Source organism: Alicyclobacillus fodiniaquatilis, from assembly GCF_042678105.1.
In the GTDB taxonomy this organism is placed as follows: domain Bacteria; phylum Bacillota; class Bacilli; order Alicyclobacillales; family Alicyclobacillaceae; genus Alicyclobacillus; species Alicyclobacillus fodiniaquatilis.
The window spans coordinates 154,454-178,977 of sequence record NZ_JBHUCX010000013.1 but is presented as its reverse complement, the minus strand read 5'-3'; the positions used below and the strand labels follow the sequence as shown (position 1 = coordinate 178,977).

At 49.6% G+C, this 24,524-nt stretch carries 21 protein-coding genes and 1 pseudogene; 8 read left to right on the top strand and 14 right to left on the bottom strand.

From position 1 onward, the window contains the following. Positions 1–122 precede the first annotated feature (122 nt). The 10 genes from ACFSB2_RS03915 to ACFSB2_RS03870 all read right to left on the bottom strand — a co-directional run bounded on the left by ACFSB2_RS03915 (position 123) and on the right by ACFSB2_RS03870 (position 12,126). Positions 123–965, bottom strand: coding sequence for a carbohydrate ABC transporter permease (locus ACFSB2_RS03915; RefSeq protein ID WP_377941416.1), 843 nt, complete (start codon positions 963–965; stop codon positions 123–125). Further along, complete coding sequence (locus ACFSB2_RS03910) at positions 965–1,933, bottom strand: carbohydrate ABC transporter permease (RefSeq protein ID WP_377941414.1); 969 nt, start codon at positions 1,931–1,933, stop codon at positions 965–967. Before ACFSB2_RS03910 ends, ACFSB2_RS03915 begins: the two co-directional genes overlap by 1 nt. Before the next feature lie 173 nt (positions 1,934–2,106). Beyond that, positions 2,107–2,349 carry a hypothetical protein gene (locus tag ACFSB2_RS03905; protein ID WP_377941413.1) on the bottom strand — a complete coding sequence of 81 codons (243 nt, stop codon included), beginning with the start codon at positions 2,347–2,349 and terminating at the stop codon, positions 2,107–2,109. A gap of 230 nt (positions 2,350–2,579) precedes the next feature. Beyond that, entirely contained in the window at positions 2,580–3,368 is a 789-nt protein-coding gene (locus ACFSB2_RS03900) for a putative protein N(5)-glutamine methyltransferase (protein ID WP_377941412.1), read from the bottom strand. A 149-nt stretch (positions 3,369–3,517) separates the two neighbouring features. Then, positions 3,518–4,636 (bottom strand): glycine oxidase ThiO, encoded by a 1,119-nt coding sequence (thiO, locus tag ACFSB2_RS03895; RefSeq protein ID WP_377941410.1) that lies wholly within the window; start codon positions 4,634–4,636, stop codon positions 3,518–3,520. A gap of 301 nt (positions 4,637–4,937) precedes the next feature. Continuing rightward, positions 4,938–6,545, bottom strand: coding sequence for a gamma-glutamyltransferase family protein (locus tag ACFSB2_RS03890; protein ID WP_377941408.1), 1,608 nt, complete (start codon positions 6,543–6,545; stop codon positions 4,938–4,940). 220 nt (positions 6,546–6,765) lie between these two features. Continuing rightward, positions 6,766–7,743, bottom strand: coding sequence for a quinone oxidoreductase family protein (locus tag ACFSB2_RS03885; RefSeq protein WP_377941404.1), 978 nt, complete (start codon positions 7,741–7,743; stop codon positions 6,766–6,768). A 160-nt stretch (positions 7,744–7,903) separates the two neighbouring features. After that, positions 7,904–9,982, bottom strand: a complete 2,079-nt coding sequence (locus tag ACFSB2_RS03880; RefSeq protein WP_377941402.1) for a peptidoglycan D,D-transpeptidase FtsI family protein — start codon at positions 9,980–9,982, stop codon at positions 7,904–7,906. 284 nt (positions 9,983–10,266) lie between these two features. Then, positions 10,267–10,986, bottom strand: a complete 720-nt coding sequence (locus ACFSB2_RS03875) for a 3-ketoacyl-ACP reductase (RefSeq protein WP_377941401.1) — start codon at positions 10,984–10,986, stop codon at positions 10,267–10,269. Between the two features lie 117 nt (positions 10,987–11,103). Further along, the gene (locus ACFSB2_RS03870) at positions 11,104–12,126 is read right to left on the bottom strand and encodes an NADH:flavin oxidoreductase/NADH oxidase (RefSeq protein ID WP_377941399.1); all 1,023 of its coding nucleotides are present in this window, start codon (positions 12,124–12,126) and stop codon (positions 11,104–11,106) included. A gap of 234 nt (positions 12,127–12,360) precedes the next feature. Between ACFSB2_RS03870 and ACFSB2_RS03865 the strand changes: the two genes are divergently transcribed. From ACFSB2_RS03865 to ACFSB2_RS03845, 5 genes and pseudogenes are all read left to right on the top strand, one after another. After that, on the top strand, positions 12,361–12,714 hold the full coding sequence (locus ACFSB2_RS03865; RefSeq protein ID WP_377941398.1) for a winged helix-turn-helix transcriptional regulator: 354 nt from the start codon (positions 12,361–12,363) through the stop codon (positions 12,712–12,714). A 297-nt stretch (positions 12,715–13,011) separates the two neighbouring features. Then, positions 13,012–13,338 (top strand): annotated as a pseudogene (locus ACFSB2_RS03860) (catalase); the annotation flags it as partial. A gap of 287 nt (positions 13,339–13,625) precedes the next feature. Then, positions 13,626–14,486, top strand: a complete 861-nt coding sequence (locus ACFSB2_RS03855; RefSeq protein WP_377941397.1) for an AraC family transcriptional regulator — start codon at positions 13,626–13,628, stop codon at positions 14,484–14,486. A 129-nt stretch (positions 14,487–14,615) separates the two neighbouring features. After that, positions 14,616–15,317 (top strand): YjjG family noncanonical pyrimidine nucleotidase, encoded by a 702-nt coding sequence (locus tag ACFSB2_RS03850; protein WP_377941531.1) that lies wholly within the window; start codon positions 14,616–14,618, stop codon positions 15,315–15,317. Between the two features lie 77 nt (positions 15,318–15,394). Then, a complete protein-coding gene (locus ACFSB2_RS03845) occupies positions 15,395–16,081 on the top strand; it encodes a DUF2278 family protein (RefSeq protein ID WP_377941395.1) in 687 nt (228 codons plus the stop codon). Between the two features lie 155 nt (positions 16,082–16,236). Here the strand turns inward: ACFSB2_RS03845 and ACFSB2_RS03840 are convergent, their stop codons facing one another. The 3 genes from ACFSB2_RS03840 to ACFSB2_RS03830 all read right to left on the bottom strand — a co-directional run bounded on the left by ACFSB2_RS03840 (position 16,237) and on the right by ACFSB2_RS03830 (position 20,683). Beyond that, positions 16,237–17,133 (bottom strand): phosphotransferase family protein, encoded by an 897-nt coding sequence (locus ACFSB2_RS03840; RefSeq protein ID WP_377941393.1) that lies wholly within the window; start codon positions 17,131–17,133, stop codon positions 16,237–16,239. Between the two features lie 16 nt (positions 17,134–17,149). Continuing rightward, on the bottom strand, positions 17,150–19,468 hold the full coding sequence (locus ACFSB2_RS03835; protein ID WP_377941391.1) for a glycoside hydrolase family 95 protein: 2,319 nt from the start codon (positions 19,466–19,468) through the stop codon (positions 17,150–17,152). 351 nt (positions 19,469–19,819) lie between these two features. Further along, on the bottom strand, positions 19,820–20,683 hold the full coding sequence (locus ACFSB2_RS03830) for a phytanoyl-CoA dioxygenase family protein (RefSeq protein ID WP_377941390.1): 864 nt from the start codon (positions 20,681–20,683) through the stop codon (positions 19,820–19,822). A gap of 145 nt (positions 20,684–20,828) precedes the next feature. Between ACFSB2_RS03830 and ACFSB2_RS03825 the strand changes: the two genes are divergently transcribed. Then, positions 20,829–21,689, top strand: coding sequence for a helix-turn-helix domain-containing protein (locus ACFSB2_RS03825; RefSeq protein WP_377941388.1), 861 nt, complete (start codon positions 20,829–20,831; stop codon positions 21,687–21,689). A 99-nt stretch (positions 21,690–21,788) separates the two neighbouring features. On the opposite strand, the gene ACFSB2_RS03820 is transcribed toward ACFSB2_RS03825, so the two are convergent. Then, positions 21,789–22,631 carry an SDR family oxidoreductase gene (locus tag ACFSB2_RS03820; protein ID WP_377941387.1) on the bottom strand — a complete coding sequence of 281 codons (843 nt, stop codon included), beginning with the start codon at positions 22,629–22,631 and terminating at the stop codon, positions 21,789–21,791. Between the two features lie 103 nt (positions 22,632–22,734). Between ACFSB2_RS03820 and ACFSB2_RS03815 the strand changes: the two genes are divergently transcribed. Then, positions 22,735–23,139, top strand: coding sequence for a MerR family transcriptional regulator (locus ACFSB2_RS03815; RefSeq protein ID WP_377941385.1), 405 nt, complete (start codon positions 22,735–22,737; stop codon positions 23,137–23,139). Positions 23,140–23,489: 350 nt separating this feature from the next. Next, positions 23,490–24,524 (top strand): glycoside hydrolase family 76 protein (locus ACFSB2_RS03810; protein WP_377941384.1); only part of this gene is annotated, 1,035 nt, incomplete at its 3' end.

The following is a 24,524-nucleotide window of genomic DNA, read 5'->3' as shown; positions in this document are numbered from 1 at the left end:
ATCCCCCTCATATCGTTCATGGGCATATTGGTCTTTCCCATCATCTGCTACGTATAAGCCGCCGTATGGGAACAGACACAAAGTTTTAACCATGACATCCAGAACTCACCTTGCCAAAAGCATCAGCCCTTCAAACCAGAGGTGACGATGCCTTCCACGAAATATTTTTGAGCGCTGAAGAAGATGATGATCGACGGAATAATCGAAATCAGCGACATGGCCAACAGTTGTCCCCACTCCACCTGCCATCCTTGTTCTAAAAACATGTTCAGCGCCAATTCAATGGTGTATTTGACTGGTGAACTCAGATAAAGAAGTTGACTATAGAAATCCTGCCAACTCCAAAGAAAAGTAAAGACTGCCACCGTGACAACGGCAGGCCGTATGAGTGGAAGGATGATGTGATAATAAATTCCATAAGTAGAACAGCCATCGATTTTCGCTGCTTCGTCCAGTTCACGCGGGATACCTCTAATAAATTGGATCAGTAAAAAAATGAAGAATGCCCCGCCGCCAAACCAAAAGGGTAAAATCAATGGTACATACGTGTTTACAAAATGGAATTTGTTGTACAAGATGTATTGTGGAATGATCAGAACTTGACCTGGGAGCATCATCGTGCTGATCAAAACGGCAAACCATAAGCGCTTGAAGCGAAAATTGATTCGGGCGAATCCATAAGCCACAAGCGTGCTGGTGATTACAGCGCCCAAGACGATCCATATTTCCATCCAAAATGTATTGGCAAATATCTTTGTAAAACTGACCCCCGACAATGAAAACCATCCTTTTGAATAGTTACTCCACTGGGGGTTTCTTGGCCAAAGCGACGGCAGTGTAAGTTCCGCATTCGACTTGACGGAAGCGCCGATCCACCAGATCACTGGATAGAGCATGATAAAAGAAAATACGGTGAGAAACAGGTGGTGTCTGATGGCGGCCCACCTTCCGATTATGACGTTCATCAACCACCCGCTCCTTCTGACTCATAGTGCACCCATTTGTTCGAGAGAAGAAAGTTGATCCCCGTGAGAACCGCAATGATCACCAAGAGTATCCAAGCTAGTGCCGATGCATAGCCAATCTGATAATCCGTAAACGCTTTCGTATAGAGATATAAAGCATAAAAATACGTAGCGTCCAAGGGTCCTCCGCTGGTAATGACAAAGGCGGAAGTAAACTGCTGAAAAGCGCCGATGATCCCGAGCACTAAGTTGAAGAACATAACTGGAGATAACATCGGCAAAGTGATCGCGATGAGCCGTTTTAATCTCCCCGCCCCGTCAACCGCAGCTGATTCATACAAATCTCGCGGGATTTGTTTCAACCCAGCTAGAAAAATCACCATCGTCGATCCAAATTGCCATGCATTGAGGAGAATTAAACTCGCCAGTGCAGTTTTTGGATTGGTCAGCCACGCAACACTCGGAATTCCAAACCACTCGAGAATGTGGTTTAGATATCCGGTTACCCCGAACATGTTTTTCCATAGGGCAGATACCGCCACACTGCCGCCAATCAATGATGGCAAGTAAATTGCCGTTCGATAAGCCGACATACCTTTGATATTCCGTGAGAGCAATAGTGCCACCATCAGCGAAAAGAACAACTTGACGGGCACCGAAATCACTACAAAAATAAACGTGACGAACAGCGATTTGTCGAACATCGTATCTGTGGTGAAGATATGAATGAAGTTCTCAAATCCAATCCATTTCGGCTTTGTGAACAAGGTGTCATTCGTAAACGACAGATAAAAAGACCAAGCCACCGGGTAGAGTGTCAGCAGAAAAAAACCGATTAACCAAGGTGCAATAAAAAGATAGCCCGCCACATTCCGTTCTTGCCGCGAGCCGCGCAACGATGGAATCTTGTTCTTTCGAGGCACCTTGCCATACAATTTTGTACTTGTCTTCGGAGGTAAATTTAACATGTGACCTCCCCCGCGCTCAGATAGCGCTTTCATAATCTGCTAAATAAGCCGACCGTTTTCTTGCGAATCGCGGATAAGCTGCTTTACGTCACACCACCTCACCCAATGAGACATCCAAAGATTCAGATTTCTCCAGTTGCCCATACGTATTGCAGCAACCTTTGCATTAAATTCTATAATCCTAATTGGTTCGTGCGAAATGCCATAAATTTATGATTTGGTTTGTTTTCTTTTAATGTTTGCGTTTTTTGAGGGTGTTTAAAGTGTAGCTCTGCAAATGTTCCCTGAGAGAACAAGTTGTTGTTTTCGTCGTGAATGATCGCAGAAACTACATTAACTCTTTTCAAGTTCTCCTTCACCAATCGTTCATTTTTTTTGAGTTCAACCCACAAATACAGCTTCGCTGCTTCAGTCAAACTCTTTCAATCCACATTTCCCGAGAAATAGCGACTAGGTTCGACAACTCAAATACATGGCCTATGCCTACAATAAACGAGGTTAAAAAGCCTTATCCAAAAAATCACGCCCATTTTAAATCAGGCGTGATTAGTCAATTTATTAGGTTCTGTTATGGAAGTTTATCGTCTTAAATTGATCTTATATCCGCAAGCGTACTAAACTGCTAGATGTGTATATTTCCACCGTGTTAAAGTGTTGGTTTGGTTCCAACGACAACAGTCGCATCAAGTTCATCAGAACAAACAATCCGCGGACTCAACGCATGCTTCGAGTACATTTCAGCGGTTTGCGTTGCCTGGCGTTTGCTCGTCTCTATGATCAAGCTGCCACCTGGCGCCAACCACATTGCGGCCTTTGCAACCACACGACGTTGCACATCGAGTCCATCCGCACCACCGTCGAGTGCCACCATAGGTTCGTATTGTCTGGCTTCCTGTGGCATCATCTCAATCGCTTCAGTGGGTACGTAAGGCGCGTTGGCGACTAAGATATCCACTCGTCCTTGTAAAGCTGGAGGCAGTGGATCATATAGATCACCTTCGTAGACCTGACCGTTGTCAGCGACATTGCGACGAGCACACCGCACTGCCGAAGGTTCGATGTCCACTGCGTACAATTCGCTATTGCCAAGTGCAGTGGCCACTGCCAGACCAATCGCTCCCGAACCGCAACACAAGTCAACGATGATATTGCGACTTGGACGCGCGGCAGCGATGGCTTGCTGGACCAGAAACTCGGTCCGACGGCGCGGCACGAACACGCCCGGTTCGACGATGACTCTCAGCCCACAAAATTCAGTCCAGCCGAGAATATACTCAAGAGGATGTCCAGCGACACGTCTTGCCACCATACCTGCAAGCTCATCCAAGGTTTGAGCTGTGGAGATAAGTAACTCTGCCTCGTCTTCAGCAAAGACACTGCCCGAGTCTCGAAGTCTGGTGATGATTTTGGATCGCTTCGTTTCGGATACGCTCATGTAGTCCCCCTGTGTCGCCGCTTAACTCCAAAAAGATGCGGTTTTAAACGACTCGTTCCACCCAGTTTTCAGCATTAGCAAAATGCGAGATGGTTCTTTGAACATACATCTCTTTTGTCGAACAGACAACAAGCCATCGAAAACTTCATTTACAGCGTAACGGCTGTCTTAAATCTATCGGGACGAAATGGTGCCGTGTCGATGCATGGCCGTTCCTTCGTCATCAACTGCCCAATCAATTTCCCAGTAATGGGCGCAAGTAAAATGCCGATGGTATAGTGTCCGCTTGCGACGAAGACACCTTCCATACCGCTGATGTCTCCGATATAAGGAAACCCATCTGGTGTACCTGGACGCAGTCCAGCCCAGGTTTTCACGAAAATAGCCTCCTGCAATTTGGGGATAAATTGTTTTACACGTTGATGGACTTGAGTCACTGCTTCCACCGTATGACGTTTGTCATACCCCACTTCCTCGTGCGTCACCCCAACTGTGAATGTGCCGTCGAGGCGAGGGATGATCATGCCCCCTGGCCCTTGCACAATATGCTGTAGAGACATGGACGCATAGCGAACTGCGTACATCTGACCTTTCACGGGATGAACTGGCATATGAAATCCGAGTGGCGCTAAGAGGGATGAACTCCATGCGCCTGCCGCGACGATGGTGTAATCAGCGAAATAGTCGCCATCTGTGGTACGAGCTCCAAGCACGCGTTCGCCTTCCAGCAACAAATTCAGAACCGGTGTCCACTCCTTGATTTGGCAGCCCTTCTGCTGAAGCGCCGTATAGAGGGATTTGGCTAAGTAGATGGGATGTAGTTGACCATCTTCGGGAAAATAAATCCCCCCGCGCACATCTGCAGTCACATCTGATTCCAACGCCAAAACGTCTTTTGCATCCAGCCACTCCAATGCCGTCTTGGCCGATGGCACTAGCGCTTTCGCCGACGCTTCCTCCTGCGCACCCAACACGACGCGAAGCATTCCCTTTTGCATATACTGCACCGGAATGTGACTGCTTGCCTCCAACTCTTCCGTCCAAGCCCGGTGCAGGTCTTGGCTCTGTTTGAAGAGTTCCGCATGATTGGGATTATCCAGTATCTCCGCCTGCGGACATAGCATGCCTGCCGAAGCGGTCGATGCCTCCGCAGAGAAAGCGCCTTTGTCAACGATGGTGCAATCCATGCCAAGTTTTGTGAGTTCCCAAGCGATAGCGCCACCAATGACGCCGCCGCCTATAATGAGCGCAGTTGAACGATGAGCCATGCAAACGCACCTCCAAATTTGTGTTTGTATGAAAAACAAACGATTCAGATTTTCGATCCACCAACTTCAAGTGTGGCACGATCACTTCGTTGTCTCACATCAGCAAACAGGGCGTATACGGATTGGAAGCGTCCGACCAGTGGCGACGAACTTCCAGATATGCTTCAGAGTGGCTATATTGCAAATGTAGGTCAACGCAAGAATATCTGCTGATTTAAATTCAAATATATGGTGTTTTTCTTCGGGGCTGTCACATTTTCAAAACGATCATAACGCATTCTGCCACCGCGTCATCCCATCCCTACCACGCAGCGACAGCGCTGTCTGCGCGCGGTTCCGTTCCTCCTGCAAGGACGCCGCTGACTGGGTCACGCAGGATGATCTGCCCGCGACCAAACATGCCGGAATCAAGCGCGCGCCGCACCTCATGGCCTTTTCGCTCCAGCGCTTGCGCAATATAATCCGGAAATTGCGGCTCCACCTCTATTACTTTTTCCTTCACCCACCGCCAGCGTGGCGCGTCCAGTGCAGCCTGCGGATTCAACAAGAAATCCACGAGGTTCATCACGACTTGGACATGCGCTTGCGGCTGAATCATGCCACACATCACCCCGAACGGACCGACAGGCTGTCCGTCTTTCGTCAAGAAGCCGGGAATAATGGTGTGGTACGTCTTCTTGCCTGGTTCCAAAGCATTGTGATCGTCCGGATTGAGGGAAAAACCGCTGCCGCGATTCTGCATGCAAATGCCCGTGTTAGGAATGACCACGCCAGCTCCGAAATCACCGGCATGACTTTGAATCAGCGAGACCATATTCCCTTCCCCATCCGCTGTGGCGAGATAGACAGTATCTCCTTTAAATGGTTGACCGGCTTCAGGCATCAGGGCTTCTTCCCCAATCAGGCGCAACCGCTGTTGGGCATACGTTTGGGACAGCAAGTCCTCTGCCGTCAAGACCATCTTGCGCGGATCCGTGATATATTTGAGTCCATCGACAAAAGCCAGCTTCACAGCCTCGATTTGTTTGTGATACGTGTCCACACGATCTTTTGCGCCAATCTCCATTTCTTTCAGGATATTGAGCGCCATCAACGCAATGATGCCCTGCCCGTTGGGCGGAATCTCCCAGACGTCGTAGCCCCTGTAATTTGTCTGAACAGGCGCGACCCACTCCACTTCGTAATCCGCCAAATCGGCCTTTGTGAGAAATCCCCCATGCCGTCTGAAAAACGCGTCGATTTGCTCTGCCAATTCACCGCGATAAAAAGCCTCTGCGCCCGTTTCCGCGATGGTACGCAACGTTTTCGCATGTTCCGGCGATTTCCACAACTCACCAATGCCTGGCGCGCGTCCGTTTGGGGCAAACGTCGCCAACCAGGGCGCAAACACGGGATCAGCGAGTGCGTTGATGTGTTTGTATCCCAAAGCCCAATACTTGCCGATGGTCGGCGAGACAGGAAAACCAGTTGCCGCATACTCAATCGCAGGCTGCAACACGTCCGTCAGCGGCAGGCGTCCAAACTTGCGAGATAATGCCGCCCAAGCTGCTGGTGTCCCCGGCACGGTGACAGGCACCATCCCGTAATTAGGCATCGCTTGATGGCCAGCTTGTCGGACCGCTTCAATGGAGATGGATTTGGGACTCGGGCCACTTGCGTTCAAACCGTGCATTTTCCCCTCAAACCAAACGATGGCAAACGTATCGCCGCCGATGCTGTTGGAGTTCGGCTCCAACACGGTCAGGCAAGCAGCAGTCGCGATCGCAGCATCAACGGCGTTGCCACCCTTGCGCAGGATGTCGCGGCCAGCCTCTGCGGCCAGCGGTTGGGTCGTCACCACCATCCCTTTGCGGGCAAACGTCGTCATTCTTTGCGAATGGTACGGGTTGTACAGCGGATCGTAATTCATGCATTGAACCATCCCTTCTATACCTCGCGCGCGAAAACGATATTTGCTTGAATTTTCGCTGGATTCCAAACAAAGAAATACACCTTAATAGAATCCACCAACGATTTCAAGCTTCTGACCGACAGCAACGTCCCACGTCGCTGCCCAGATGGATCATATCATGTTCCGCTCATCCGTGGTCTCGCAATCTCCCAACAAAGAACAAATTCAAGCCTATCGATCACACTGTTAACAAAACTTTGCCGACGCTATTTCTGCTCTCCACAAGCCGATGCGCCGCTGCAGCTTGCGCCAAGTTGAAACGCGCGCCAACCTTGATATCCAACTGCTTGTCTGCCAGATATCGAAGCACGTGATTTGCGGTATCACGCAGAAGGTATGGGCGTTCCTTGCGCGTGGTGCCAAGGCTAAATCCCAGCACAGAACGACAGCTTGCATGCAAATCCTTCGTCTGAAAATGTCCAATTGCTCCGCTGGCGTTGCCGAAATGAACCAACCTGCCGTACTTCGCAAGGCATTCGAGACTTCTTTCCGACACTGAACCCGCAATGGAATCCAGAATGACGTCAACGCCGCGGCCATGCGTGATGTCGTTGACTTCGTTGGCAAAATCCGTTCCTTCATAGCAAATGACGTGATCGCAACCCGACTCAAAAGCGATTTGTCGTTTTGCTTCATTGCCGACGGTGCCGATGACACAACCCGCGCCCAGGAGTTTAGCCAATTGACTTGCGGTCGATCCAACGCCGCCCGCGGCGGCATGAATAAGCACCGTTTCCCCTTGTACGAGTCTAGCCACATCCGCAAGCAACTTGTAAGCGGTAAAAGAAACAATGGGCGCCGCTGCGGCAACGTCAAACGGCAGACTGTCTGGTATGGCAAAAGTGAGCGACTCGTCTGCGACCACATACTCTGCATAAGAACCATTGTGCGGAAAGGCAATCACGCGCTGCCCTGGTTTGAGATGCTGCACCTTGTCGCCAACCTGTTCGATAACGCCCGCTGCATCTAAACCGGGTATAAATGGGGGCGCGGTGCCTGCGCTTTTATTGCCACACCTCGCTTTGATATCCGCAAAGTTTACACTCGTCGCAACCACGCGAATGATAACTTGGTGTGACTGCAACGTGGGCTTATCAACCGTTGTGTACTGCATGACTTCCGGTGTTCCCCACTCGGTTACCACTATGGCCTTCATTTGTGCCCCTCCTCACAATGCATTAGACCGCCATCCGCGATGCTTCCCGCACCAACAGCATGAAAAAGCCAGTGATTCGGGAGGGTGCGAATGGCGTGTAACAAGGTGCCGTCAGGATAGTGAGCCAAAGGTCACCATGTGAATTGGAGCAACGGGCGGTTTAAGGTAACGTATTCGCTGCGGAAGTGCTCCAGTTCGCTGGAATCTTTGTACTGGTCCAGTCTTTCTTCGGCATAAAGCTCTCATGGTGCTCATCAAAGTAGGCATCGAGCATTTGTTTGGCAATCGGACCAGCCAAAGATGCGCCATATCCGCCGCCCGGAATCATGATGGCCATCGCCACAATCGGATGATCGATGGGCGCGTAGCAGATAAATACAGAGTTATCCGTTTGTTGGCCTTTAATGGTGATTTGCGCGGTGCCTGTTTTAGCCGCGACCTCATATGGAGACGAGTTAAATATCCCGTTTGCCGTTGCGTCTGCGCCGCCTACACCACCGGTTGTCACGTCCTGCATTGCCGTTTTTAGCATCTGGAAAATTTCAGGATCTGCCTTGATCTGTCCTTCTACTTCTGTGCCGACAGTCTTAATCGGCTTTGCATTCGAGCTTGGCGTATCAGCCGCGCTATAAACTTTACTCAACAAATGTGGTTTTAATTTTTTTCCGTCATTCGCCAAGTTCATCGCATATGTCGCCAGTTGCATCGTCGTAAATTGTTGCGATTGACCGATTCCTGCAAACGCCAGATCTTCCGGTGTTCCGTGATTGACGTATTTACCCGTCTTTTTAATAGACGCTTCACTCTTTTTCAAAGGGTATTGGACTTGAGCGTATCCATCGTTCGAATCTTCTATATAGAAAGCCCCGGGGGACTCATTTGGCAAATCAATGCCAGTTAGATGCCCTAATCCCCAGTCCCACTCCCCCTGAAACAGGGTGTTGATGCCTTTGGCAAAATCCGTGTCCAAATAGTTTTGATAGCTGCCATCGCTCGGCGGATACGATCCGCCGCTGGTCGCGCTGCTGCCAAACCATTTCCCTAGGTCAAGTCCAACTTTGTAAAAGAACACGTCACTCGAAACGGCAATGGCCTCAATTGGATTGACCCACCCAAACGCAATGCCGTCATCTTCATGAATGATGCTTTGGCCAATATGGATATATCCTTCGTCGTCAACCGTGGTGTCTGCCGTGATGGCGCCTGCTTTCAGCGCCGTGATCAAGTTGGCGGGTTTCACAGTCGAACCTGGATACTCCGGTGATTGAATTGCATAGTTCTCCTGTGCCCCTGAGTTGCTTAAATAATTGCCTTCAGCCGATGTGATGGGCTTACCCGATGTAAACCAATTCGGATTGAGGTACGGGTAGCTCACCATCGATATGACGCCGCCTGTCTTGACATTGAGCATCACAGCAGAAGCGCCCGTGACCAAATCTTTTCCCGAATATGAGTTGATGCTATTTTGAAAGATCATCTGCGCTTCCGCCTGCATATGGCCATCCAGCGTCAATTGCAGATTGTCGCCAGGCACGGCATCCGGCGCAGTCCCAATGGTTTGCACTTGGTTTGTCGTCGGATTGATAGCCAACAACTGCTCTCCTACTTTTCCTTGCAGAATCGGCTCGTATTCTTCTTCCAATCCGGTCGTGCCTACTTTTTGACTGTCGATGTATCCTTCTTTGCTGTATTTTTTTACATTTTCAGCTGTGATGCTGCTGACATAGCCAAGCACCTGCCCAGCCAAATCCCCTTCAGGATACTGACGTTGATATGCTTGTTCAATCTCTACATTTGGGAACGATTGCTTGTTCTCCATCACATACGCAATTTGCTCATCTGTCGCATGCGTCGTCAACGGAATTTGCAAATCGTTTTTGTCACTCAGTATCGTTTGATATAACTTCTTAGGTGTCGTATTGAGAATAGAAGCAAATTTATCGGCGATCCGCTGGTATTCAGAGCTTGTATTCGCCGTGAAGTTGTTGATTAAAATTTCGGAAGTCGGTGTATCCCACGCCAACAGTTGTCCGTTTGCATCGTAAATCCAACCCCTTTGCGGGATCACAGGCACCTTCAAAAATTGCGTGTTGACTTCCTCCTTGCGAAATGCGGCTCCTTTCACCACTTGAACATATGCAGCTCGAAAAATCAGCGCGGTAAAGGACAAAAAGACGATGGCGTAGACAATACCAAGACGTGTTCTTTTTTTCGTTGGTTTACTAGGTTGTAAACTCATCATGCACCTCAAATTTCGTGACTCGTTTTGCTTAGGCATGTTTGTACAACACACTGATACTACAATAACAAAAAAATATTGAATTTAATTCAAACATTGCTGCCAATCCTTGCATTTTGCTGCAAAAAATAAAGAAAAAACTGTTGGCCCCATGAAAAAGACGCTTCATCGGCTCAACAGTTTTCTATTTTGTGCCCGTGTTAAAACCAGGTTACTTTGTTTGACTGGTTAGATAAAGCTGCATCGCGGAGGCCATCTCCGTCGAAATGACGTCCCCCAACTGCTCATTGTGGATTCGTGGTCCAGATGCCAGCTTGATTGACAAATACGCGCGGCGGCAAATTCAGAATCGCCAGCACCAAATCCGCCACATCTTCCGGCTGCATCATCCTGTCTTCGCTGCCGATTTTGAGTCCTGCACGCGATGCCAATTCAGTGTTCACCGTGCTAGGTGTCAGCGCCGTGACACGGATATTGTGTTTGCGAGCTTCCTGCATCAAAGATTCAGTAAATCCCATCACGCCAAATTTGGAGGCGGAGTAAGCAGACGTCGTGGCAGCGCCCCGCAATCCCGCAGTGGAACTCACATTGATGATCACGCCGTCATTGCGGGCCATCATATCCGGCAATACGCCGCGGGTCACATAGTACGTGCCGAATAGATTTACTTTGACAATCCGTTCCCATTCCTCCGGCGCCATTTCCGCCACGGAACCGAATGTGGCCGTTCCGGCATTGTTGATGAGCATATCAACTGGCCCGACCGTCTCCTTCAATTCAGCAAGCGCCGCTTCCACCGCAGTTCGATCCGCCACATCTGCGACAGCTGTCCCAACGCGGACATCGCTTGTTTTTTCAATGGTTTGTGCGAGCGATTCAAGATCCGCCTTTGTCCTGGCGAGCAACGCCAAATGAACGCCTTCAGCAGCAAGCTTTGTCGCGATAACTTTGCCAATGCCCTTGCCTGCCCCCGTGACCAGCGCCACTTTCCCTTGTAAACCCATATCTTCACCTCATTAACGTTATCCCTGAACATCACCGAGCCACACGCGATGCCGTACTTGCTGACATTTGCAAGATTCCGCTTGTACGGTGCGCATCTTGCATGGACAGCATGCTGCTCAAAAAGCGCGCGCGTACTGTTGCGGCGCCTCTGGCTTCGCGCCAAGCGCCTGCGCAGCATGGATAGCCCAGTATGGATCCCGCAACATTCCCCGCGCAATTGCCACAAGATCCGCATCCTGATTGCCAATCACTGATTCGGCCAGTTGTGGGTCCTCCAGCATCCCGACCGCAATCACAGGCACATTCAGCGCCTCTTTGATGGCTCGAGCGAACGGAACCTGATAACCTGGGTAGTTGCCGGGGCGCCGAGCGCCTGGCACACCCTCACCGCCCGAACTCACGTGGAAAATGTCAACGCCCGCTTGCTGATATTGACGGCAAATTTCAATCATATGGTCGATGCCGTATCCACCCTCTGCGTACTCCACTGCCGAAATTCGTATCAAAAGAGGCATCGTGATCGGCATCTCCCGCTTTACCGCCTGGATCACTTCTACGCCAAACTTCGCCAGATCCTGGCCATACGCATCCGTTCTTTGATTCGTCAACGGCGACTGGAACTGGTGAATTAAATAGCCATGCGCACCATGCAGTTCAATGGTATCCACCCCGGCCTGGACAGCACGTCTGGCAGCTTCGCCAAACTTCTGGACGATGGCCCCTACCTCATCAAACGTCAGTTCCTTGGGTTGCTTGTATTGTGATCCCTCAAACCGAATCGGAGAAGGCGCAACAGGTTGAATGGCGTCTTCCGCTTTGCGTCCAGCGTGAGCAATCTGAATGCCAACTTTCGCCCCATATGCGTGGCAGGCATCAATGATCTTTGCAAACGCCGGGATGTGCTCGTCCGACCAAATCCCCAAATCAAAATCCGTAATGCGTCCGTCTGGCTCCACATCCGTCATTTCCACCAAAATCAATCCAGCGCCGCCCACTGCTCGACTGGTATAATGCGTATAGTGCCAATCATTCGGTTTTCCGTCTTTGGCCGTTACAGAATATTGGCACATCGGCGCCATCACAATCCGATTCTTGAGTTCCAGACCTTTTAGCGTAAAACGATTCAACAATTGCGTCATGGTTGCCGTCCTCCTGATATCCTTCATAGTGGGGTGCACCGTCTGCAGTGTTTTAATTGTATGGATTTTTAGGGTCCCACTGGTGCGTTATGGTGCCACGAATCGTGGTTTATTCATCCGTTACATTGCACAATCTAGTTACAAAATGTAACTAAAATACAACGGTTAGTCTAAACTTTACAAGTTACTGCTGTCAAGTAAGTATGTTAAAATAGTTCAGGTGGAGGTGGGAACATGCGCGACAAACCGATGTGTCCCAAATTTGAAGAAGCATTTACGCTCCTCGGAAAACGCTGGACGGGTTTAATCATCCAGGCGCTTGCAAATGGAGCCAAAAGATTTTCTGAAGTGGAAGAAACCATCCCAGGTATCAGTGCGCGAATGTTGGCGGAACGTTTCAAGGAATTGGAAGAAGCCTGTATTTTAGTGCGCATCGTGCATCCAGAAACCCCTGTGCGCATCGAGTACGAGTTGACCCAAAAAGGGAGAGATCTCGCCCCCGCATTCGAAGCGATTCAAGGATGGGCGAACAAATGGTGCGAAGGGACAGACAAACAATCGCCAGCAAGCCCGGACAAGAACGCATAAGCCGCTGAAAGAGACGCTTACGTGCTTGTCATTCACTCGAATTTATGGGTCTCATATTGTCCCACTGTGTGACCCGCCCCAATCCTCTTCCGCAATGGCAGGACATCTAAACGAATATCGTGCAGCCCACGACAGCCCCTATCCACACTTTAAAATTGCGTATACCCATCCGCTTTTTTACGAACCCTTTTGCTGTAATCTGCTTCCAGTATAAGACTCTCATCTTCGCAACTGTGATGTTGATGCTTGCGAAAGAGGGGATATTACAAGATGACACAACACTTTGACGCCCATTCCGCGTCAAACCAGACTGCGCTTACAGTCGGCAATCGCGGCCCTGCAACATTGGAAAATTACCATTTCATCGAGAAAATCAGTCACTTTGATCGCGAACGGATTCCGGAACGTGTCGTGCATGCGTGCGGCGCAGGCGCCCATGGCTATTTTGAAGCGTATGGGAAAATGGGGGAGGATCCCATCGCCAGCATTCAAAGCGGAGAACGCATCTTTGACTTCGTCTCCAATACGCCAGAAGCGATGCACATGATCACATTCCTGTTCTCCCCCTGGGGCATTCCCGCAAACTATCGTCAAATGCAGGGATCCGGCGTGAATACATACAGGGAGCGAGCAGAGTTGATTAAGAACTTCGTCAACACGCTGCAGCACTGTAAAAAGCGGGCCCGTCGCAGCAGCAAAAGCCAATCAGGCCGTGAAGGGAGCCGAAACAAAGGGGCATCCAGACAAGCCGTACTAAACCCAGCGGGACATCAAGCTGTACCGGCATCAGATGGGAAACACGAACTGCTCATTGTTAGCGGCGTGTTTCCCATCTATCCAAACAAAGCACGAATGAACAGGTATATCCGTTTCATCATGGTTTATGATTGGACATGAAGGAGATGAATGGTTTGGAATGGCTGGATAGGATGAATGATGCGATTGATTACATTGAAAGCAAGTTGTCTGATGACATCGACATAGAGGAAGTGGCGAAACGGGCTTGTTCGTCGAGATTTCATTTTCAACGCATGTTTCATATGTTGACAGGCGTTACTGTAGCGGAGTACATCCGTAGGCGGAGGCTCACAATGGCCGCACAAGAATTGGCTATGTCGGCTACCAAAGTTTTTGATGTGTCCCTCAAGTACAGATATGAGTCACCTGAATCTTTCGCCAAAGCCTTCCGCAAGGCACACGGTCTCTCCCCATCGGAAGCACGCGCACAAGGAGTTCAACTCAAAGCCTATCCTCGAATTTCCTTCCAACTTTCATTGAAGGGAGACAAAGAAATGGACTACAAGATTGTGCATCGGAACGCATTCCCCGTTATCGGCAAATCGATTCGTGTCTCACTAAAGGAAGGAGATGCTATGAGAAGGATGCCAGCGTTCTGGAGTGAGTGTCAAGCAGACGGAACCATTGAGCGCCTCACTTCCCTTTGCCCAGGCAAAAATCTGCTTGGCATTAAAATGAAATTCGACGATGACGATGAGCAATTCACCTATATAATTGCAGTGGAAGGCGCCGCCGAGGAATTGGAAAGCGGTTGGACCACAAGTGAAATCCCTGCTGCAACATGGGCCATGTTTCCCTCGGTAGGTCCATTGCCAAAGTCGATTCAGGATGTATGGATGCGTATATTTCAAGAGTGGTTTCCAGCCACAGGCTACCAACACGCCGAAGCGCCGGAAATGGAGGTCTACCCTCTAGGTGACACGATGGCTGATGATTACCGGTGCGAAGTGTGGATCCCGGTGAATAAAGACTGATGACAGCATCCTGCATGAAACAATGGACAAGTTCCGCACCCTTTTGATGAATTCGTCTTGAGCACGCTATAATTCGGAAGAGAGTCGACAGGTATTCACTTAGGAATTTAACAAGTGAGGAAGTTGCAATTGCAAAAATATCAGACTTTGTTTTTTGATGTAGACGACACACTTCTCGATTTCGCTGGAGCAGAAAAGCTCGCCCTGCGCCTCCTGTTTGAGGAACAGCAGATTCCCTATACATCAGAGATTGAAGCAGAGTATAAAAGAATCAACCGAGGTTTATGGGAAGCCTTTGAAGAAGGCAAGTTGAATCGCGATGAAGTGCTGAATACACGCTTTACACTTTTATTTAAAAAATACGGGCAAGAGGTAGATGGTGTTCTTTTTGAACAAACTTACCGTCGGCACCTAGAACAAGGGCACGATCTGATTGACGGCGCCATGGAGATCATCACAGCTCTGAAAAATCACTATGATTTGTATATCGTGACGAATGGCGTGTCGAAAACGCAGGATCAACGTCTGCGCGCTTCTGGTCTACATCCAATCTTTAAAGGGATTTTTGTTTCTGAAGACACCGGTTATCAGAAACCGATGAAAGAATTTTTTGAATACGTATTTGCACGGATTCCGAATTTTTCTGTAGGCCAAGGATTAATCATTGGAGATTCCTTGACTTCGGATATAAAGGGCGGACAGATGGCGGGAATGGACACGTGCTGGTTCAATCCAGCAAGGAAGCCAAACGAGACGGGGATCGTTCCAACGTATGAAATTCAAAATCTCTATGAGTTATCCCGGATCTTAAGCGAACATAACTTATACTGACGGCGGTCAGGAAAATCCCTTGAATTATCGAATTGTATGAACAGAGACAGCAAATTCATTCTCGAGGTGACGAGTTCATGCCTATCCAAAACTATGGTGTCATACGTGGGCAAGTTGTACGGTACACGCCCGGGTCGCCCCAGTCCCCTCACTTCATCATGATTTTGACGGATAATCACAATACAGCGTATCAAGTGGATGTCAATGTGCTATCGCGTGACGGATCGGAAGTATTGTACTATGCAAATGACAATTTCCAGAATGACATGACACAGAACCTCCTATCCCTTACTCCAGGCTTCACCGCCCTGAAGAATAACGCAAATTCCGGTGCGCTTGATTATCTGCGGGAAACGCTGTTTGAAACCTCTGCTATGGTGCCTTTACCCATAGATGGGCCTTCCCAAAACGATCTCGACGCATTTATCGGCACCATTGTATCATCCGCGCAAACAAACAATGCGTCCGTCTTTGCGTTCGGTCAATATTTTCATGATGGGTCGCGTTCCGCCGCACAGGATCGAAAAGAAAACCTGCCAACACAAGGGATTCACGATATTCACATGAACCAGGGAAACAGTTCTCCTTACGAAAAAGATAACGGCACGTACCAAGATGGCGGTCTATTGGTTTACTTCCCCAATGATCAACGATGGGTCGCTACATTCCTCGCCTTCCAAACACAGGCATTTCAGACAGACAATCAAGGAAACCCGACTGGCCCATCTTGGGCAGATCAACATGGTGGAGAGATAACAGAATAAAGGTGCAATAAAAAACCACGACTGCGAAGGCAATTTTCAGAGTGGCTGTAGCGAAAGACAACCACTACAGCCACTCTGAAAGGATTTGTTTTGCTCACTGGAAACACGCCAGATACCCGCTTCAGAGCTAGGTAACACACTCCAATGATAGATGGTTACACAACCTTGTTGGACGAATGCATGACTGCTCGCAACGTGTCGACGTTCTCTTTCAGAAACGCTTGATTGGCCACTATACCGCGTCTTTTGCACCAGGATACCCCGCCAAACGCGTTAAAGAATGTGTAAAACGGCAGGCATGTCTCCAAGTCTGATACAGTGCTTACGGATCGATAACCATCCATAAATGCTCGTTTTGTTGCAGGGTATACGTCCCAGACATAGGATTGTATTTTTACGAAATCCAGCTCTACTGCGCCCCCTCGCGCGCTTTCAAAATCGATGACACCTGTGAGACGGTTCCCTTCTGCGAGAAGATTCCCAGGCCGAAAATCCATATGTATCATGGATGCCTTACTCGGTTCTGGCATGCTGCTGATCGCTTGTTCAAAGTATGAACAACATTTCCTGTACAAGTCGTAATCGAGCACCGTTTGGCAATCGATTCCCCAAGATGAAAAACTATCCTCAACAAACCGAAACCATCGATTTCCTTCTACATGTTCAAATCCATTCATGGTGTCATGCCCAAACCCCGGGGCGGGGATTTCATGCAGCCGAGCGAGCATCTGCCCCATTTGATAAGCCATGGAAGCATCAACTGGACCGGTGATGGATTTCCCAGGGATTGCGGATAGAAGAAGCGCCCCGGTTATCTCCTCGTCTCCCTCCCAGACGTCTAACACCACAGGAACGGGTAAAGCACCTTGTAATCGAGCGAGTACCCGCTGTTCTCTGGCCAACTTGCCTTTATTGTAAGGGATTTTGACGATAACACGTTCCCCGCCTTCCAGGATCACATCGTAAACCTCTGAACCGAACGATTCAGGCGGACGAGTAATGACGGATGGCCTTAATCCAAATACCTTCAGAACTTGATTCACGTTGGACATCGATTCATCACCCAGCCTATTTTTGTGATCCTTCGCGCGGCGCCAACTCGTACACTTTGCCTTTTTCCACAATAAACTCAACTACGTTTGTCTCTACCTGACTGCTAGGCACTTCTTGCGAAGCACAAAACACATCCACTGGTTCTGTCGCGCGCACCAGATAGACGCCGTCCACACCTGCGGCCAACCATGCTCGTTCCAATCTGCCATCACGCCATGAGATATTTACTGTCACATTGCCGCGCGCTCGCAGACCGACAACTTGGCCAGTCTGCCAATCATCTGGCAAGCAAGGCAGAATGTGAATGGCCCCAGCGTGACTTTGCAGCAGCATTTGGGCGATGCCAGCCGTGCCGCCAAAATTCCCATCAATCTGAAAGGGGGGATGATTGTCCAGCAAATTGGTCAAGGTCGATTTCGCCAACAGCGCCTGCACGTTTTCCGCCGCCAGTTTGGCGTCGTTCAGCCGCGCCCAAAAGTTGATGATCCAAGCCCGGCTCCAGCCTGTATGGCCGCCCCCATTGGCCAAGCGTCGCTCCAGCGTCACGCGCGCGGCCGCGGCCAACGCTGGTGTATCTAGGTTTATCTGGTTGCCTGGATGCAGCGCAAACAAATGGGAGATATGCCGATGGCCTGGTTCTTTCTCCTCGTAATCCTCAAACCACTCCTGGATTTGGCCGTGCTTCCCGATTTTAATGGGCGGCAACTTGGCAAGCGCTGCTTGTAGTTCCTCGCGAAAAGCCTCGTCTATTCCCAAAATTTCGCTCCCGCGTACACAGGCAGTAAACAGCGCATGGATGATCTGACTGTCCATGGAAGAGCCAAAACAGAGCACACCAGCCTCACCACTCGGCAAAACATACGTGTTTTCCGGCGAGACGGACGGGCACGTGACCAGATAGCCCTCTGGTCCAGGCACCATGTAATCGAGAAAGAAGAACGCAGCCTCTTTCATGGTCTCGTACGTTTTCTGTAAAAACGGTATCTCCTGATGAAACTCATAATGTTCCCAGAGATGCAGACAAAGCCAAGCTGCGCCGAGCGGCCAGTACGTGGCAGGCAAATACCTGTCTTGCGGCGCCGTGTCGGCCCATATATCCGTATTGTGATGCGCCGTGAAGCCGCGACAGCCATACAATACATGCGCCGTGTGACGTCCGGATATCCGCATCCGCTCGATGAGATCAAACAAAGGCGCATGACACTCGGCCAGATTGCATATTTCGGCAGGCCAATAATTCATTTCCGTGTTGATATTGATGGTGTATTTGCTGTCCCATGGCGGTAGAAAATGCTCATTCCATATCCCTTGTAAATTGGCTGGCAGAGAGCCAGGCCGACTAGCGGCAATCAAAAGATAGCGGCCATACTGAAAATAGAGACTCACCAAGCCTAAATCTGTTTCCCCCTGCTGCAATCGCTGCAGGCGTTCATCAGTTGGCAAGGTGGCCTTGGCGTCTTGCTCAAGCAAGCGCAGCGTCACGCGGCTGTAAAGTGCGCGGTAGTCTTGAAGATGCCGTTCGAGCAACTGTTCATACGGTTGTTTCGCGATTGCATCCAGCGTAGACATGCAGGCTTGCTCTGGATCCGCGCTGCGAAAGGAAGTGCTCGCCGCAAGGTGCAGCGTTACGCTGTCCGCCTCGTCGACAATGAGGTATTCGCCAATCGTCTGAACACGCCCACCCTCTGCGCTGCATTTCAAAATAGTGCTAAAGTCGGAACCGTTTTCTCCACCTGCGTTCCCACGCATGAGAATGCCAGCAGGGCCGCACTTCTGTATCGTTTCCGCATAGCGCGATCTCGCTCGGGTCAGCCGCGCCTGGAATGATATGGCCCCAGGCTTATCTGCCTTGAAGCGGATGATCAACCCCTGATCCGGATAACTTGCAAACATCTCGCGGGTGAAACGGATTCCGCCCTGCTTGTAACGAATGGTCGTGACAGCACGCTCAATATCAAGCTCCCTTTCGTAATCAACCACATCCGTTTCCTCACCTGAAAAGGAGAATAATAAATCGCCAAGTGGCGTGTAATGACGTTGTGATTCAGGCAAGCTCGTCAACGCCATCGCCGTCAACCGCTCTGCCGCTTGCAGTTCCCCGGCAAAAATCAACGCCCGGATCTTCGGAAGATATGTGGGCGCATCCGGGTTATGCCGATCCCGCGGTCCACCATACCATAACGAATCTTCATTTAATTGGATCCGCTCCTCTTTGACGCGGCCAAACACCATCGCGCCCAAGCGGCCATTTCCGATGGGCAAAGCTTCATTCCACTCATTTGCTGGCTGTCGAAACCAGATGCGAGTTCGCTCGCCTACTGCCTGTTCAGTCAAGATATATCCCTCCAAAACAGCGCTTTCGCGCTTATTTCGCATATGCCTTCTGTACTCATCATGTCTTTAAGAGAAAATTAACCGCTTTCATCCATGTTTCATTCGATTGATATCTGGCAACGACCCTAGCACAAAACGAACTGTCCGCATTCCTACTAGATTCATTGTACCTTTTGCTGCAATCGTCCCACAATTGCGAATCAAACTGTGATTATACTCTGCTTTGCTGACCTCCACCGCAAAAATGCCGTGTACTCAGGTGAGCACGCGGCATTTTTGCGCACAGCGTTTGATTTCTGGCGTATTGCTCAACTGCTTTGCTTGGCAGTTTGGTCGTCACTCTTTGGCATTTCACACCCGCTCCATCCGCTCGGCCAGCCAATCTTCCAATGTGGCAACCTTGTCAGGGTACATGTAGCTCCGAGCCAAAAACCCAGTTCCATGCGCTGGCATTGGATCCTGATCCGTAGGCTGATAGCGCAAATCCACGCTCCACCGCACTTCATCGGATTGATTTGGTGTCGACATGTGCAACGCCCGATCATTGAAAAGGATGGCGCTTCCCTCCGGCACGGGCAGCGCAACGGTCTTCGTCTTGCCCAATTGTTTGTTTTCAAGCGCATTGTAGCCCGTTTTTGTGTACGTCTCCTGATGCCATTCTAACACCCGGCTCCGATGCGTTCGTGGTTTGATGTGGAGACATCCATTCACTTCGTTGGCGTCCACCATCGGGATCCAAACCGTAATCACCGGATTGGAGTTCGCATCTGGCCAATACGACTTATCCTGATGCCATGGCACTGCGCCTGCCGCGACGTTGGGCACCTTGGGGCGCACATTGTAAACCGGGTTGGCGAAGATCTCGCCACCAATCAGCGACTCTACCGCATCCAAGATCTTGGGCTGGCTCATCAGATGAAAATAACCTGGTAGTCGATCCCGCCAACTCCTGCCGTATTTCAAAAAGTCATCTTCTGTCAAATGCGCGAACAGCTCTGCCAAGCGATATTTGAATGGCCGATGTTCCAATTTGTCATCAATGAGCCCCGCCTGAAACAACTCATCCGCAATCATCGAGACCTTTTCGTTCATGGCCTCTTTAGCTGGTTGTAACGCTTCTCTGGACAGCAATTGTGGGATGACCAGGTAGCCTTCTTCATTGTAAAAGTCGATTTGCTCTTTGCTCAGACTTCCGCCATTTGTATGCGTTGTCATCAGACAACCTCCTTCTAAAATGCCGATTTGAGTTGATCTTAATCCATTTTCGACATAAGATATTTCTACAAAAGTTCAGAAATTGATCAATTTTTCCGATGCTTTTACTGAAGTCCAGCAGGAATTTGAGGGGGGTGTCGCAACAATGGAACATTTGGAGGCGATGCGGCCATTCATCAGAGTTGCTCATCAATATCGATTCCCGGTGGAGCAACACTCGAGTGAAACTGGCCGCATCGGGTATTGCTACGCCTTTCACCTCGTGGACTCTGGAAAAGCGCAAATTTCAATTCCCAATCACACGTTTGCCGCAAAAAAGGGAGATTTAATATACTTTCCGCCGAAGCTGCCACATTCATTTTACCCTGACCCTGTACATCGACTTTCGACATACAACATCTATTTTGAATTGTGGACAGACACGCCATTAAAAACGGAACAGCACTTGGCGCGCAACGAATCTGAGTTTGACCCGAACTTATTGACCATCTCGCTGGCGGATACAGAACTGAACGAACTGCCCCATGTTTTCCCCATCCAGCACGATGGCGCGATGATCGATCTCTTTACACACATCGTCGCACAGCATCAGAAGGACGAGGTGTATTCAACAACCATAGCCAGCAGCTTATTGAAAGCATTTATTTTGGAAATCATCCAAATCCGCAAGCACCATTTGGATCTGGATGATTTTCGTATCAAACGCCTTGTGCAAAAAATCGAAACGGAAGCGGATGGAGAATTTCACTACGAAGAATGGCTGCAAATGAGTGGGCTGCAAAAAACGCAGTTTCACGCGTTGTTTAAACGAACCACTGGTGTGTCTCCCAAGGCGTACTGGACAAAGGCCCTCATGAAACGAGCCGCCGCAACACTGTGGGAAAGCAATCGTTCTGTCACCGAGATCGCTGCGGATTTGGGTTATTCATCGATTCATCATTTCACCAGACAATTCACCGCCTTTTACGGAATTTCCCCTTCCCAATACCGCAAAAGGCGGAATTAAAATGACTGCGGGGCACGCCGTAGATGGACCACTGGATCTGCGAAGACCACTAACAGGTCATGCCTCGCACATTCGCGAGGCATGACCTTAAGCTCCAAATCAGTTGTTGAAGTAGTGTCCTTGTTCAAGGTCGGCGATAAGTCCGGGGTGGGTGGGGTTCCATCCCAAGCGTTCACGCATCTGCGCGCTCGCCCCTGGAAACATACTGGTGACATCAATTGCCGCAATGGGGACGACTAAGCCGAAGTGGGACTCAGCCTCTTCACGCGAAATACTGACCACCGGCAGGTTCAAATGTTTACCGATGACGCCTGCGATGTCCCGGAACGGCACCCCTTCTTCAGCGCGGCCACTTAGCCTTGAACCGGATGGCGCCTTTTCTAACACCAAGCGGTAGAGATGCGCGGCATCAAGTCGATGCACGGCTGGCCAGCGATTGGTTCCATCTTCCACATAGGCAGAGAAACCCTTCGTACGTGCAATGTTGATGAGTCTCGGCACAAAGCCTTTGTCGCCCTCGCCGTGCACGGTCGGTGCGAGACTGACGACTGATGATCGCACGCCAGCCAGCGCGAACACCGCGTTCTCTGATGCTTCCCCGTTCATGTGATTGGTGATTGCGAACGGTTTACCCGAGCCCTCTAATGCTGCCCCTATCGTCTCGACGACACGCAGATCAGTTGCGAGGGAACTGGCGAAATCCGAAAAGTCGCCATTATGCTTAAACGCGAGGTGGATGACACCGTCCGCAGCAGCGGCGGCGCTATGAAGGCTGTCGAGATCGTCAAGCGTACCGAGGAGCACCTCGGCCCCTACTTCCTTCAACGCCGCAGCGCCATGATCTGAGCGGGCAAGACCAACGACCTGATGACCGGCTGCGATGAGTTCACGGACGACTGCGGAGCCGACGTACCCTGTTGCTCCTGTTACAAAAACGCGCATCACGATATCCTCCTTCAATTGTTGATTTGTAGATTTACTTGAACAATTGGAGTCTAAACTATAGAGTGAACTCTAAGGCAAGCGATATGCCGGAGGGATTGACATGAAAATTCAAGAACTGGCTGATAAAACGGGTTTATCAGCGCACACCATTCGTTTTTATGAAAAGGAAGGTTTATTGGACAGTCGTCATGTCCAGAGAGCGGAAAATAACTATCGCAACTATGCAGACGAGGCAATCGAACGTCTGAAACTGGTAAAGAAGTTTCAGAGATTGGGGTGTTCGCTCGCCGAACTGAAGACAGTTTTGCACGATCATGACACCAATGCCCCTACCCATGAACAGGTGATTGAGTGGATTCGCCAAAAGATGATAGAGATCGAACATAAGAAAGATGAATTGGATCAGATTCTTGAAACGCTGAACTGGATGTTGGAATACAGAACGGCATTGATGAATGACCCAGAAAAGGCCAAATCTTTGCTAAAGCTTCTACATTCTAAATAAGTCACTCACCAGAACAAGTTTATCATCATATATTCTAGCCGCACATGAACACGGATTCAGCCAGGCAGACCTGGGACTTCGGCACATCTCCCGCCTCCCTGAACCAGCGAAGCGAGGCCCCATATGTCACCTCATTTTATACAACCTTTAACAATATCAATCAAACTATCACCGTATATTTATAATAATTGAATTTTAACAAAACTGTTTCAATCCAATATATATTTAGAAAAGGGATCCCAATCATCCTCTAATTTGATGGGAAGTTGAGTTTAAGTTTCGGGAGATGCTCAACTTGAACATTCGCTCGGCTTTAGATGCGACAACATGAGTTGAGAGGAGAATCAGTGATGAAAAGGGCTGTTGCAATGGGCTCGTGTAATGCCAAGCTCGTAAAACGCAGTATGATGACCGCCTTCAGCGTGCTAGCTGCGGGTAGCATCTTGAGTACAAGCGAAGTTTTCGCAGACTCGACACCGACTAGTCAAGCCAATCGCCCAGTAAATTACCAGACTGAAGCGACCACGGCTGTTCAAGGCTTAATCGGAAGCTACTGGAACAGTAGTGGCAATCAGTTCGAAAACACCCCGGGTGGAAGCTATACAGGAAACTATTGGTGGGAAGCCAATGGGTTGTATGCACTGGCAGACGCGGATCTGGCGACAAACTCGACAGCCTATAGTTCTTACATGAATCACTTTATTGCTGGTCTTCAGAATCAATATGGCACACAAATGTATAATAGCTGGAATGACGATGAGGGCTGGTTGGGGATTGCACTCATGCAGGCAGTTAAAGCAAAGGTAACCAATCTTTCAACGGCATTTCCAGTAGTACGAACCACCTCGAGTAGTATGAGTAGTTCCAGTGTGCCAGCACTTGTACAAGACGCGGAAGCCCTTCAGGCTGATATCGAGAATAGTTGGACGTCAGAAGGCGGCATCACATGGGATAAACCGAGCGCTGGATCCAGTTGGTACAATCCGTACTACCGAGACACGGCCGCTAACATGACAGATACCATTCTATCAACCGAACTTTACGCGGCTACCCGCAATAAATCGTACCTTACCGATGCCAAGCAAGTGTTTGATTGGGAATGGAACACTCTTGTTCTACCCACGGGCGGCAATGTAAATGGAACGGATTATCAACCAGGTACTGTTATGGACGGCGTAGACTGGAATCCGCAAACTCAGCAGAACACCTATCCAAACGGTGGCACAGCACAGTGGACATATAACTACGGCACCGTTGTTGGTGCGGCTGTTGAATTGTTTAAATTGACAGGGGACAGCACATATTTAACGGATGCGAAATTGGTTGCTAACGCAGCCATAAATCAATTTGCAAAAGCGAACGACGTTATGGCAGGTGTTGAGACC